14 protein-coding genes are annotated in these 13,832 nt (G+C 44.7%); 13 read left to right on the plus strand and 1 reads right to left on the minus strand.

All coding sequences use genetic code 11. The features are described from left to right. Positions 1-15 precede the first annotated feature (15 nt). From MSG36_RS21625 to MSG36_RS21680, 12 genes are all read left to right on the plus strand, one after another. Positions 16-897, plus strand: coding sequence for a ParB/RepB/Spo0J family partition protein (locus tag MSG36_RS21625; protein WP_048618355.1), 882 nt, complete (start codon positions 16-18; stop codon positions 895-897). A 192-nt stretch (positions 898-1,089) separates the two neighbouring features. After that, positions 1,090-1,479 (plus strand): F0F1 ATP synthase subunit I, encoded by a 390-nt coding sequence (locus tag MSG36_RS21630; RefSeq protein WP_017058798.1) that lies wholly within the window; start codon positions 1,090-1,092, stop codon positions 1,477-1,479. A gap of 8 nt (positions 1,480-1,487) precedes the next feature. Next, a complete protein-coding gene (gene atpB, locus MSG36_RS21635) occupies positions 1,488-2,285 on the plus strand; it encodes a F0F1 ATP synthase subunit A (RefSeq protein WP_009848124.1) in 798 nt (265 codons plus the stop codon). Positions 2,286-2,336: 51 nt separating this feature from the next. Then, positions 2,337-2,594 carry a F0F1 ATP synthase subunit C gene (gene atpE / locus MSG36_RS21640; protein WP_004411110.1) on the plus strand — a complete coding sequence of 86 codons (258 nt, stop codon included), beginning with the start codon at positions 2,337-2,339 and terminating at the stop codon, positions 2,592-2,594. 58 nt (positions 2,595-2,652) lie between these two features. Further along, positions 2,653-3,123 (plus strand): F0F1 ATP synthase subunit B, encoded by a 471-nt coding sequence (gene atpF / locus MSG36_RS21645; protein WP_010433231.1) that lies wholly within the window; start codon positions 2,653-2,655, stop codon positions 3,121-3,123. 15 nt (positions 3,124-3,138) lie between these two features. Next, positions 3,139-3,672: a F0F1 ATP synthase subunit delta gene (atpH, locus tag MSG36_RS21650; RefSeq protein ID WP_009848122.1), complete on the plus strand. Its 534-nt coding sequence runs from the start codon at positions 3,139-3,141 to the stop codon at positions 3,670-3,672. 13 nt (positions 3,673-3,685) lie between these two features. Beyond that, positions 3,686-5,227, plus strand: coding sequence for a F0F1 ATP synthase subunit alpha (gene atpA, locus MSG36_RS21655; protein WP_010433235.1), 1,542 nt, complete (start codon positions 3,686-3,688; stop codon positions 5,225-5,227). 48 nt (positions 5,228-5,275) lie between these two features. Beyond that, positions 5,276-6,142, plus strand: coding sequence for a F0F1 ATP synthase subunit gamma (gene atpG / locus MSG36_RS21660; protein WP_016794171.1), 867 nt, complete (start codon positions 5,276-5,278; stop codon positions 6,140-6,142). A 34-nt stretch (positions 6,143-6,176) separates the two neighbouring features. After that, the gene (gene atpD / locus MSG36_RS21665) at positions 6,177-7,580 is read left to right on the plus strand and encodes a F0F1 ATP synthase subunit beta (RefSeq protein ID WP_019825544.1); all 1,404 of its coding nucleotides are present in this window, start codon (positions 6,177-6,179) and stop codon (positions 7,578-7,580) included. Between the two features lie 18 nt (positions 7,581-7,598). Further along, positions 7,599-8,021, plus strand: coding sequence for a F0F1 ATP synthase subunit epsilon (locus MSG36_RS21670; protein WP_004735742.1), 423 nt, complete (start codon positions 7,599-7,601; stop codon positions 8,019-8,021). Positions 8,022-8,204: 183 nt separating this feature from the next. After that, positions 8,205-9,563, plus strand: coding sequence for a bifunctional UDP-N-acetylglucosamine diphosphorylase/glucosamine-1-phosphate N-acetyltransferase GlmU (glmU, locus tag MSG36_RS21675; RefSeq protein ID WP_017631548.1), 1,359 nt, complete (start codon positions 8,205-8,207; stop codon positions 9,561-9,563). 220 nt (positions 9,564-9,783) lie between these two features. Continuing rightward, positions 9,784-11,403 (plus strand): sensor domain-containing diguanylate cyclase, encoded by a 1,620-nt coding sequence (locus MSG36_RS21680; protein WP_060983496.1) that lies wholly within the window; start codon positions 9,784-9,786, stop codon positions 11,401-11,403. Between the two features lie 77 nt (positions 11,404-11,480). Here the strand turns inward: MSG36_RS21680 and punC are convergent, their stop codons facing one another. Then, positions 11,481-12,692: a purine nucleoside transporter PunC gene (punC, locus tag MSG36_RS21685; protein ID WP_017063021.1), complete on the minus strand. Its 1,212-nt coding sequence runs from the start codon at positions 12,690-12,692 to the stop codon at positions 11,481-11,483. A 163-nt stretch (positions 12,693-12,855) separates the two neighbouring features. Here punC and punR point away from each other — a divergent pair, with 163 nt between their 5' ends. After that, positions 12,856-13,770 (plus strand): DNA-binding transcriptional activator PunR, encoded by a 915-nt coding sequence (gene punR, locus MSG36_RS21690; RefSeq protein ID WP_017058788.1) that lies wholly within the window; start codon positions 12,856-12,858, stop codon positions 13,768-13,770. Positions 13,771-13,832 lie beyond the last annotated feature (62 nt).

Here is a 13,832-nt window from a genome sequence, read left to right on the forward strand (position 1 = left end):
AAAGGAATTCGCTCAATGTCTAAGCGTGGTTTAGGAAAAGGGCTAGATGCATTGCTTGCAACTAGCTCATTGGCTCGTGAAAAACAGCAAGTTGCTTCTCATAGTCAGGCGTTGTCGGCTGATGGTGAGCTTATCGAACTGGCTGTTGGTTGCTTGAAGCCTGGTGTATATCAACCGCGTAAGGATATTGCGCCTGAAGCGCTAGAAGAACTGGCTGCATCAATTCAATCTCAAGGTATTATCCAACCGATCGTAGTTCGCCCACTGGCGCATGACCAGTTCGAGATTATTGCTGGTGAACGACGTTGGAGAGCGGCTCGTCAAGCTGGCCTTAAACAAGTGCCATGCCTGATCAAGAGAGTTGAAGACAAGGCCGCTATCGCGATGGCACTGATTGAGAATATTCAGCGTGAAGACCTGAATGTTATCGAAGAAGCACAAGCGCTAGAGCGCCTACAGAACGAATTTGAGCTGACACACCAACAAGTCGCTGATGTAATCGGTAAATCGAGAGCAACGGTGAGTAACTTATTACGTCTAAATCAGCTCGAAAATGAAGTAAAAGGTTTAGTTTTCAATAAACAACTGGAAATGGGGCATGCTCGAGCACTGCTTGCGCTCGAAGGTGATACCCAGGTTGAAGCAGCAAACACTGCGGCAACCAAAAAAATGACCGTGCGTCAAACGGAGCAACTTGTCAAAAAGTGCTTAAAACCAGACGTTGAAGGTGAATCGAAGCCTGAAGACACAGAAGCTATCGAACTTTCACGAAGACTCACGGAAAAATTGCAAGCAAACGTTTCAGTTACTCGTTCTGTTAGCGGTAAGTCAAAAGTGACAATTACTCTTGATGAGCCTCACAAATTAGAGCAACTTATTGCTAAACTAGAGTACTAGATGAGATAATTGATTTAGGTCAATTATGTAATAAACAAGTAATTTCGTACAAAAGTTGTCGGTTTGTATGCAAAAATGTAAATGATTGCTGCATTGTTATTGCAATCAATTTGGCTGAACGTATAATTTTCGCCAATTTCTCAGCACGCTTTTAAGCGAGTAGTAAAGAAGGCTTAAAAGAGGAACGAATACATGGTAGCGGCGTTAGCAAGACCAGGACGAGTGCTTGCAAAGCAAATGTTATTGATCGAGCTTAGCGCGGTTATATTAGTGGCGATAGGGTTAGGTTTAGCTGTTAATCCTGATTGGGGTTTTGCTGCATTAATCGGTGGCGGTATTTTTGTCATCGCAAATGCAGTTTTTTGTGTGTGTGCTTTCCTATTTAGTGGAGCTCGCGCAACTAAGTTAGTTGCGGCGTCGTTCTATGCAGGCGAAGCGCTAAAAATCCTTATCACAGTTCTACTATTCTCTATTGTCTACATGTATATGCAGGTGGAATTAGTTCCCCTCAAACTGACCTATTTACTGGTTCTAGGTATTAATATCTTTGCGCCAGTGCTTTTCATTAACAATAAAAAATAGGATGAGTTATGGCTGCGCCAACAGCATCCGGATACATTGAGCACCACTTACAAAACCTTTCTTTAGCTAAGTTTGGTCTTGTAGAGGAGACAAGTTTCTGGAACGTACATATAGACAGTCTGTTTTTTTCGGTGTTGACAGGGATGTTATTCCTTTGGGTTTTTCGCTCAGTCGCTAAGAAAGCAACAGTAGGTGTACCTGGTAAGCTTCAGTGTTTTGTTGAAATGGTAGTGGAATTCGTTGGTGACAACGTTAAAGAAACTTTCCATGGCCGCAACCCTCTGATTGCCCCACTAGCACTGACTATATTCTGCTGGATTATCATTATGAACTTGATGGACTTAGTGCCTATCGATTTCTTACCATATCCTGCAGAGCATTGGCTAGGTATCCCTTACTTGAAAGTGGTTCCTACAGCTGATGTAAATATAACAATGGCAATGGCTTTAGGTGTTTTTGCTCTGATGATCTACTACAGCATCAAAGTGAAAGGTCTAGGCGGATTTGCTAAAGAATTGGCACTGCATCCATTTAATCACCCAATCATGATTCCATTTAACTTGGTACTTGAGGTAATTTCGTTATTAGCGAAGCCACTATCTCTAGGTATGCGTTTATTTGGTAATATGTTTGCGGGTGAGGTGGTGTTTATTCTTATCGCGGCAATGCTACCGTGGTACTTACAATGGGTAGGTGCACTACCTTGGGCTATCTTCCATATCTTGGTTATTTTGATTCAAGCGTTTGTTTTCATGATGTTGACAATCGTTTACTTATCAATGGCTCATGAAGATAGTGATCACTAAAAAAAATTTTTAAGCTTTATTCTAACTATTAATGTTAATCGGAGAACGTAAATGGAAACTGTACTAAGTTTTTCAGCAATCGCTGTTGCTATTATTGTTGGTCTTTGTGCCGTAGGTACTGCAATTGGTTTTGCTATTCTTGGTGGTAAATTCCTAGAAGGCGCTGCGCGTCAACCTGAAATGGCTCCAATGCTACAAGTTAAGATGTTCATCATCGCTGGTCTACTGGATGCTGTTCCAATGATCGGTATCGTAATCGCACTACTATTCACGTTTGCTAACCCATTTGTTGGTCAACTAGCAGGCTAATTAACTCTCAATAGTTAATTAAATTTTTGTAGTTGATTCTTAACGAGGGGTAGCTGTTGTGAATATGAACGCAACTCTGTTAGGTCAAGCAATTGCTTTTTCATTGTTTGTTTGGTTCTGCATGAAATATGTATGGCCACCAATCATGCAAGCAATTGAAGAACGTCAGAAAAAAATTGCTGACGGTCTAGTAGCCGCTGAACGCGCTGCTAAAGACTTGAACCTGGCACAAGCCAACGCTTCTGAGCAAATGAAAGAAGCAAAGCGCACTGCAACTGAGGTTATTGATCAGGCAAACAAACGTAAAGCTCAAATTATTGATGAAGCACGCGAAGAAGCTCAGGCAGAACGCCAGAAAATCTTAGCGCAAGCTGAAGCAGAAATTGAAGCAGAGCGTACACGTGCCCGTGATGACCTGCGCAAACAAGTCGCAACTCTGGCTATAGCTGGTGCTGAGAAAATCCTTGAGCGTACAATCGATAAAGATGTACACGATGATCTTCTTAACAACATTACTGCAAAACTTTAAAGCAAGGGGCTGTATATGTCTGATTTGACTACAATCGCACGCCCCTATGCTAAAGCAGCGTTTGACTTTGCGGTAGATAAAGGTGAGCTAGACCAATGGGGTCAGATGCTTACTTTTGCTGCCGAAGTGGCACAAAATGATGATGTTCACAATTTATTAAGCGGTTCTATGACTGCTGAAAAATTAGCTGAAGTATTCATTGTAATTTGTGGCGAACAATTTGATGAATTCGGTCAGAACTTAATTAAAGTGATGGCAGAGAATGGCCGCTTAATGGCTTTTCCTGATGTTTGTAAAGAGTTCTTTATACTCAAAAAAGAGTATGAGAAAGAGATCGACGTTGAAGTAACTTCAGCGGTAGAACTTTCTGAAGAACAACGCGCAGAGATCAGCAGCAAATTGGAACAGCGCTTAGCGCGCAAAGTTCAGCTGAATTGCAGTATAGATGAGACTCTACTTAGTGGAGTTATTATTCGAGCCGGAGACCTAGTCATCGATAACTCAGCGCGCAGTCGTTTAGACCGCCTGAGCGATGCATTGCAGTCTTAATGGGGATTGGAGCATGCAACTTAATTCCACTGAAATTAGCGATCTAATTAAACAACGTATTGAATCTTTCGACGTTGTTAGTGAAGCTCGCAATGAAGGTACTATCGTTTCTGTAAGCGATGGCATCCTTAGCATCCACGGCCTAGCGGACGTGATGCAAGGTGAAATGATCGAACTACCGGGTGGCCGTTACGCTCTAGCACTAAACTTGAACCGTGATTCGGTTGGTGCTGTTGTAATGGGCCCGTATGCTGACCTACAGGAAGGCATGAAAGTTACAGGTACTGGTCGTATTCTAGAAGTACCAGTAGGTCCTGAAATGCTTGGTCGTGTTGTAAACACGCTAGGTGAGCCAATTGATGGTAAAGGTCCAATCGAAGCTAAATTGACTTCGCCTGTAGAAATTATCGCACCAGGTGTAATCGACCGTAAATCGGTAGATCAACCTGTTCAAACTGGTTACAAGTCTGTTGACTCAATGATCCCTATCGGTCGTGGTCAACGTGAGCTAGTAATCGGTGACCGTCAGACTGGTAAAACAGCAATGGCGATCGATGCGATTATTAACCAAAAAGATTCTGGTATTTTCTCTATCTACGTAGCTATCGGCCAAAAAGCGTCGACTATTGCTAACGTAGTTCGCAAACTAGAAGAGCATGGCGCACTAGCAAACACTGTTGTTGTTGTTGCATCTGCTTCTGAATCTGCAGCGCTGCAATACCTTGCGCCGTATGCTGGTTGTGCGATGGGCGAATACTTCCGTGATCGCGGTGAAGATGCACTGATTGTTTATGATGATCTATCTAAGCAAGCTGTAGCTTACCGTCAAATCTCGCTACTACTTAAGCGTCCACCAGGTCGTGAAGCGTTCCCAGGTGATGTTTTCTACCTTCACTCTCGTCTACTAGAGCGTGCTGCTCGTGTAAGCGAAGCATACGTAGAAAAATTCACTAACGGTGAAGTGACAGGCAAGACTGGTTCTTTAACTGCTCTACCTATCATCGAAACGCAAGCTGGTGACGTATCTGCATTCGTACCAACGAACGTAATCTCGATTACTGATGGTCAGATCTTCCTACAAACTGAGCTATTCAACGCGGGCGTACGTCCAGCTGTTGACCCAGGTATCTCAGTTTCTCGTGTAGGTGGTTCGGCGCAGACTAAAATCATCAAGAAGCTATCTGGCGGTATCCGTACTGCTCTAGCTCAATACCGTGAACTTGCAGCATTTGCTCAGTTCTCTTCGGATCTTGATGAAGCGACTAAGAAGCAGCTAGACCACGGTCAAAAAGTTACAGAACTGATGAAGCAGAAGCAATACGCTCCTATGTCTGTATTTGACCAAGCTCTAGTAATCTTCGCTGCAGAGCGTGGATACCTTCAAGACGTTGAACTTTCTAAAGTTCTAGACTTTGAAGCTGCTTTACTGTCGTTTGCTCGTGGTCAATATGCCGATCTAGCAACACAGATCGACACAACGGGTGCTTTCAATAAAGAAATCGAAGCTGAGCTGAAGAAGCTTGTTGACGATTTCAAGGCAACCCAGACCTGGTAATTGGTAGGTGGTCTTAGGGCCACCTCATACCATTAACGGAGAGTAACGATGGCCGGCGCAAAAGAGATACGTAATAAAATCGGTAGTGTTAAAAGCACACAGAAGATTACGAAAGCAATGGAAATGGTAGCAGCTTCAAAAATGCGTCGTTCTCAAGACGCAATGGAAGCTACTCGTCCATATGCAGAAACAATGCGTAAAGTGATCGGTCATTTGGCTAATGGTAGCCTCGAGTATAAGCATCCTTATCTTGAGGAACGTGAAGCCAAACGTGTTGGTTACATCATCGTTTCTACAGACCGTGGTCTTTGTGGTGGTTTGAACATTAACTTGTTCAAGAAAGCCATGAACGACATGAAAGATTGGTCTGAGAAAGGTGCTGACGTTGAACTTGCAATTGTAGGTTCAAAAGCGACAGCATTTTTCAACAACAGCGGCGCGAAGGTAGCAGCTCAAGTTTCTGGTCTGGGCGATCGTCCAAGCCTGGAAGACTTGATTGGCTCTGTAAGCGTTATGCTGAAGAAATATGATGAAGGCGAATTAGATCGCCTGTTCGTAGTGTTCAACAAGTTTGAAAACACTATGGTTCAAGAACCAACGATCGATCAATTACTTCCTTTGCCTAAATCAGACAGCGAAGAAATGAAACGCAGTCATTCTTGGGACTACATTTATGAGCCCGAGCCAAAACCACTACTAGATGCACTATTGGTTCGCTATGTCGAATCTCAAGTGTACCAAGGTGTGGTTGAGAACCTTGCTTGTGAGCAAGCGGCTCGAATGATTGCAATGAAATCAGCAACAGATAACGCTGGTGACATTATTGATGACTTAGAACTTGTGTATAACAAAGCGCGTCAAGCGGCAATTACACAAGAACTTTCTGAGATCGTTTCAGGCGCAGCTGCGGTTTAAGCTTAGGTAAAACTAAATAGTTAGAGGATTAACGATGGCTACAGGTAAGATCGTACAGATCATCGGTGCGGTAGTCGACGTAGAGTTCCCACAGGGTGAAGTACCTCGTGTATACGACGCTCTGAATGTTAATGAAGTACAAGAACGTCTAGTTCTTGAAGTTCAGCAACAACTTGGCGGTGGCGTAGTTCGCGCAATCGTAATGGGCAGCTCTGATGGTTTACGTCGTGGTTTGACAGTTGAAAATACTGGCGCTCCAATCTCAGTACCAGTAGGTACTAAGACATTGGGTCGTATCATGAACGTCCTAGGTGACGCGATTGATGAGTGTGGTGAAATCGGTGCTGAAGAGCATTACGCAATTCACCGTGAAGCTCCAAGCTACGAAGAGCAGTCTAACGAGACAGCTCTTCTAGAAACTGGTGTTAAAGTAATCGACTTGATTTGTCCATTCGCTAAGGGTGGTAAAATCGGTCTATTCGGTGGTGCTGGTGTAGGTAAGACCGTTAACATGATGGAACTTATCAACAACATCGCACTTCAACACTCAGGCCTATCTGTATTTGCAGGTGTAGGTGAGCGTACTCGTGAAGGTAACGATTTCTACTTTGAGATGCAGGAAGCTGGCGTTGTAAACGTTGAAAAACCTGAAGAATCAAAAGTAGCGATGGTTTACGGTCAGATGAACGAGCCACCAGGTAACCGTCTACGTGTTGCACTGACTGGTCTAACAATGGCAGAGCGCTTCCGTGACGAAGGTCGTGACGTTCTACTGTTCGTTGATAACATCTACCGTTACACACTAGCAGGTACTGAAGTATCAGCACTTCTAGGTCGTATGCCTTCTGCGGTAGGTTACCAACCTACACTAGCTGAAGAAATGGGTGTTCTACAAGAGCGTATCACGTCAACTAAATCTGGTTCTATCACGTCTGTACAGGCGGTATACGTACCAGCGGATGACTTGACTGACCCGTCTCCAGCAACAACGTTCGCTCACTTGGATGCAACGGTTGTACTTAACCGTAACATCGCATCTATGGGTCTATACCCAGCGATCGACCCGCTAGATTCTACTTCACGTCAACTGGATCCATTGGTAGTTGGACAAGAGCACTACGACATCGCTCGTGGCGTTCAGTCTACTCTTCAGCGCTATAAAGAGCTGAAAGATATCATTGCTATCCTAGGTATGGACGAGCTATCTGAAGAAGATAAGCAAGTTGTATCTCGTGCTCGTAAGATTGAGAAGTTCCTAACTCAGCCTTACCACGTAGCGGAAGTATTTACAGGTGACCCAGGCGTTTACGTACCTCTTAAAGAGACTCTACGTGGCTTCCAAGGTCTTCTATCTGGTGAATACGATGACATTCCAGAGCAAGCGTTCATGTACTGTGGTGCAATTGACGAAGCTATCGAGAATGCTAAGAAGCTATAAGGCTAACTAGGAGGCGATATGGCAGCAATAACCTTTCACCTAGACGTTGTAAGCGCAGAGAAACAAATTTTCTCAGGCCTTGTTGAGACGTTTCAGGTGACCGGTAGTGAGGGTGAGCTTGGTATTTTCCATGGTCATACTCCACTGCTGACCGCTATCAAGCCTGGTATGGTGCGTATTGTTAAGCAGCACGGCCACGAAGAAATCATTTATGTTTCTGGTGGTATGGTAGAAGTTCAGCCTGGTACAGCGACTGTACTGGCTGATACAGCTATCCGTGGTGAAGAGCTAGACGCAGCAAAGGCGGAAGAAGCTAAACGCAAGGCTGTGGAGAATATCCAAAATCAGCATGGCGACATAGACTTCGCACAAGCGGCCGGTGAACTGGCTAAAGCCATTGCTCAGTTACGAGTTATCGAACTGACAAAACAGCGTCGTTAATCTTTTTTAAGATTATAGACTCTGAGATAAAGGCGACCTAAGGGTCGCCTTTTTGCATTTTTAGATTCTCAAAAATGCTTCTTTTACGTATCACTACTGGTTAAATGGTTATTGCGATTTAATTTTTTGGCCAAAAACGGTTACAATATCGGCTTAATAAAAATAACGTTGGATAGGTTTACAATGAAGTTTAGCGCGGTAATTCTCGCGGCGGGCAAAGGCACTCGCATGTATTCAAACACACCAAAGGTTCTGCATACGCTTGCTGGTAAGCCAATGGTGAAGCATGTTATCGATACCTGTAATGGTTTAGGCGCTCAAAATATCAACCTGGTTTACGGCCACGGTGGCGATCAGATGAAGGCTACTCTAGCTGAAGAATCTGTAAATTGGGCACTGCAAGCTGAGCAGCTGGGTACAGGCCACGCGGTGGATCAAGCATCTGCACATTTCGCTGATGATGAAAAAGTATTGGTGCTATACGGTGATGTTCCACTGATTTCACCTGAAACCATTGAAAACCTATTAGACGCTCAACCAAACGGTGGCATCGCACTACTTACGGTCGTGCTAGACAACCCAATGGGATACGGTCGCATTATTCGTCGTAATGGCCCTGTTGTGGCTATCGTTGAGCAGAAAGATGCAACGGATGAGCAGAAGCTTATCAAAGAGATCAACACTGGTGTTATGGTTGCGACAGGTGGCGATCTGAAGCGCTGGTTGTCTGGCCTAAGCAACGACAACGCACAAGGTGAATACTACCTGACTGACGTTATTGCAGCGGCTCACGATGAAGGTCGTGCAGTTGAGGCGGTGCACCCAGTAAGCCCAATTGAAGTGGAAGGTGTTAACGACCGCTCTCAACTGGCTCGTCTAGAGCGTGCTTACCAAGCAGAACAAGCTGACAAATTATTGAAGCAGGGCGTTATGTTACGCGATCCTAGCCGCTTTGATCTACGTGGCGAACTGCAGTGTGGTATGGACGTTGAAATCGACACCAACGTTATCATCGAAGGCAGCGTAAGCATTGGTGATAACGTGGTTATCGGTACCGGCTGCGTGTTGAAAGACTGTGAGATTGATGACAACACCATCATTCGCCCATACAGCGTAATTGAAGGCGCAACGGTCGGTGAAGACTGTACGGTTGGTCCATTTACTCGCCTACGTCCAGGTGCAGACATGCGTAACGATTCGCACGTTGGTAACTTTGTTGAAGTGAAGAACACTCGCCTTGGTGAAGGTTCTAAAGCGAATCATTTAACGTATTTAGGCGATGCTGAAATTGGTCAGCGTGTAAACGTGGGTGCGGGTGCAATTACTTGTAACTACGATGGTGCGAATAAGTTTAAGACCATCATTGGCGACGACGTATTCGTGGGTTCAGATAGTCAATTAATCGCGCCTGTTACGATTGGTAATGGTGCAACTGTTGGTGCTGGCTCTACAGTAACCCGCGATGTTTCTGAAAATGAGTTGGTTATCAGCCGTGCGAAAGAACGTAAGATTGCTGATTGGAAACGTCCAACTAAGAAATAAGATCTAACGTTCAAAAGATATTCTTATGAAAGCCAGTAGTATCGCTACTGGCTTTTTTGTATCGGTCACTCACTGCTAACAAAATAATCAATTTGGCAATTGTATTTTTTTAATAGATTGTTAATATTCGGGCTGTGGTTCGGTATAAATAGGTTGTTGTACGGTGATATTGGTTGAAAAGAAATGGCAAACATTGCCGATCATTATTTTGTCTTTTTCAATGTTAATAGGTCTCTATGGCTTTTATGTTACGCTGGAAAAGTTGGTTGTTGAGAATGAACGTGATCATCTTGTCTCTTTGATGTCAGATGTCGTGTACGAGGTCCGTGAAGATAGTCGTTTATTCTCGGAAGGCGTAGATGTTGATGATTACATTGGTAATCTTACCCAAGCTAGTACGCGATTAAGAATTCAGGTTATTAATCCTGATGGTGTTGTGATTGGGGATACGGACCTTTCTGATCATGCGCTTGCAGGCGTTGAAAACCACAGCGATCGACCTGAATTTCAACAAGCTCTAAAAACAGGCTTCGGCAGTGACGTGCGTTTTAGTACGGTCACTTCGGTTGATCGTATCTATTACTCCCATAAAGAATCCATGAACGGTAGCAGTTTCGTTATCGTTATCTCCTCACCGATGCATCAACTGAAACAGATGAATTTCCAATTGATGGGAATTCTGGTTGGTATGGTGTTGCTGAGTTTGAGTTTCTTGATTGGCACCTCATATGTGAGTAATCGCCAAATTGTTCATCGAGTAGAAGAAGAACAGAAGAAGCAAGATGAACGCATTCGCCAACGAACCCATGAAATCGAGTTGATGCACCGCCTCGCGAATATGCTTGCCGCGTGTAACAACATGGTCGAAGCTCAACAAATCGTTTCGGATATCTTGCCGCGAATTCTCGGTAACGTGAACGGAAGTGTTTCTTTGATGCGTGCATCGCGTAACCAGTTGATCACTCAGCTCGATTGGGGAGATACTTGGCCGGGAAGCGCAAGCTTTGCCCCAGAAGAGTGCTGGTCACTGCGTAAAGGGCGCGCGCACCAATCAAATGATGATTTCCACTCGTTAACCTGTGGTCACATGCATGAGATGGAAAACAACCAAACCCTGTGTATTCCGTTGACGGCACACGGTAATACCATCGGTATCATGCACCTTTATTTTGGCGTCGGTGACATTAAGATTGATCCCATTACCGAGCAATTGGCGTTCAGTGTTTCAGAGCACCTAGGATTAGCATTGGCTAACCTGAGCCTGCAAGAGAAGCTTCGCTCACAAGCGTTAAGCGATCCGCTGACTGGCTTATTTAACCGTCGCTTCTTCGAGCAAAAGCTAGAAGAGCACTCAATGAATTCAGCCACCAGCGAACAGCCACTATCGCTATTGATGCTCGACTTGGATCACTTCAAACGCTTTAACGACAATTTTGGTCATGACGCAGGTGATTTCGTATTGAAAGAGATCAGTGCACTGCTCAAACAGAGTGTCAGCGAAGACGAGATTGCTTGCCGACTCGGTGGTGAGGAATTAGCAGTACTACTTCCACATTATTCAATGCAAGAAGCGACGGAATTTGGTCAAACCTTGTGTGATGCGGTGCGTTCGATGCACCTTGAACATAAAGGTCTGTCATTAGGTCAGTTGGGTGTTTCGATAGGTGTCGCCACTTATCCTAAGCCAGCGTCTGATACTGAATCTTTGGTTAAGATGGCCGATAATGCTTTGTACATGGCAAAAGACATGGGCCGTAGCCGAGTGGTTAACTATGATGAATATAGCCGCCATAAAGCGCCTGCGTTAGAAGTTGTCGACGGCGAAGCTGCTTCAAAATAGTCTTAAACTGAGACTGAATTTAGATATAAAAAAAGAGCGATTAATATCGCTCTTTTTTGTTTTCGTTAACCTAGAAACTAGTCTTGTTTCTCGTCAGCGACTACTCGAGAATTGTCTGGTGTCGCGAAGTGTTCAGACAGCTCTTTGTTCGAAACAATATAGCCAACCCACAGTGCACCCAAACAAATCACAACCGCGATACCCGTCGCGCTTAGTGCTTGGCTAGCCATTGCCGCTACCAACGCACTTGATAGGCCACTGATGCTGATTTGCAGGCTGTTTTGTAGGCCTGCAGCTGTTGCTGGGCTTTGTTTCGCACTTGATAGAGCACGGTTTACTACGATTGGGTAAAGTGCGCCATTCGCGACAGCAATCAAACAGAAAGGTGCGAGTAAAGGCCAGATTGACGTCAGTTCCCACTGTGATGCGATGAAGATAAGCATAGCTGCTACGCTGAACAAACCGATAAGGTTTCTTAGTACAACGCCATCGCCATATTTTTTCACCGCCTGTTTACCGAAGTAACCACCCGCCATGAATGCAATTGTTTGTGGGATAAAGCTCAAACCAATGTCTTTTGCTTCATAACCTAGCTGAGCCATGATCTCTGGCATACCCGTCAGGTAAGCGAAGAATGCTGCAGATGCCGAAGCAAACATTAAAACATTACCCATATAAGGCTTTGATTTAAGCAACATCTTGATGTCTGTCTTAATCGATGTCTGTTTTACTTCAGGTGCTTCTTTTGGTTGGGCCATTGTTGTTGCAACTAGCAGTGCACCCATCAAGGTCAGTGTGATGAAGATACTGTGCCAACCAAAGCTATCCGCCAGTAACACACCTAACTGAGGTGCTAGTGCTGGAGATAGCGCAACCAAAGGCATAATGGTTGCAAAAATTTGCTGGCTACTGCTTTGCGAGTAACGCTTGATAACCATTGCTTGCCAGATTACCGCTGGAGCACATACACCGATCGCTTGAATGAATCGTAGTGTCAGTAGGTGCCATACCTCGGTGCTGAATGCTAAGCCGAATGAAGCTGCAGTAAAGATAACAAGACCAACTGCCAGTGTATTACGGTGACCATACTTGTCACTCGCTAGGCCCCAAAGAAGCTGACCCATTGCCATACCGCCAAGGAATACCGTTAGAGACAGAGCAATTTGCTCTGGGCCGGTTGCGAAATCAACTTCCATAGCCTTAAATGCAGGAAGGTACATATCGGTCGCAATAAAGCCAAGCATTGAAAGAACTGCAAGGTAGACCAATTGAAATTTAGAAATATTCATAAGATGCCATTAAGCTAAAGGTAGTGATGTTTTTATCATCAAAAAAATTGTTTGATATACAGAGGTGAAAGCCCCTGTTTATTTATGCTGACATTCTATTTTTCAGACCTGATAAAATAAAACGCTAAAATATGTGGTTATCAATCAAAAAATTTGAAGGCTTATGTTCTCTAAATCCTCTTTAGAAATGCTCGACACTGTGGCGCGCTTGGGTAGTTTTACCGCAGCGGCTGAACAGTTGCACAAAGTACCATCGGCGATCAGCTACGGTGTTAGGCAAGTAGAGCAAGAACTGGATGTTCTACTTTTCAGACGTTTACCGAGAAAAGTAGAGCTGACACCGGCAGGTGAGTTGTTCATTGAAGAGGCACGTGCGTTACTGAGGCAGATGGAAGAGGTCAGTGCTCAGACTCGCCGAGCGGCGCGTGGCTGGAAGAAAACCTTGCGCCTAACGCTCGATAACGTGGTTAAGCTCGACAAAATGAAGCCGATGATTGAAGAGTTCTACCAAACCTTTGAGTTTGCAGAGCTTCAGATCAACATGGAGGTGTTTAATGGCTCTTGGGAAGCGATTGCACAGGGCAGAGCGGATATTGTGATTGGCGCAACCTCAGCGATACCGGTCGGTGGCGACTTTGAGGTTAAAGATATGGGACGCCTAGATTGGGCGTTTGTGATGTCGCCAAGCCACCCGTGCGTGCGAGAGCAAAACCTCAATGAAGAGTTTGTTAGCCAGTATCCCGCGATATGTTTGGACGATACCTCTAGCGTGCTCCCTAAGCGACACACAGGCCACTACTCAAATCAAAGACGCCTATTGTTACCTAATTGGTATAGCGCAATTGAATGCCTTAAAAATGGAGTAGGGGTGGGTTATATGCCGAGGCACATTGCCGCACCAATTATCGAACAAGGCCTGCTGGTGGAGAAAATACTGCCTGAACCGAGCCCGCAGAGTCATTGTTGTTTGGTCTGGCGAAAAGACGATAACCATAAACTGATCGAATGGATGGTGAAGTACCTAGGATCGAGTGAGCAACTTCACCAAGATTGGTTGGATCATCGTAAGGCGATCTAATGATCTGTTTACAAGAAGATCCTTTTCAAGCTTGAGCTGAATCAGCACCAATAAAAAGAGCG

The organism is Vibrio sp. 1CM8B, from assembly GCF_023161685.1.
Lineage (GTDB): Bacteria > Pseudomonadota > Gammaproteobacteria > Enterobacterales > Vibrionaceae > Vibrio > Vibrio coralliirubri.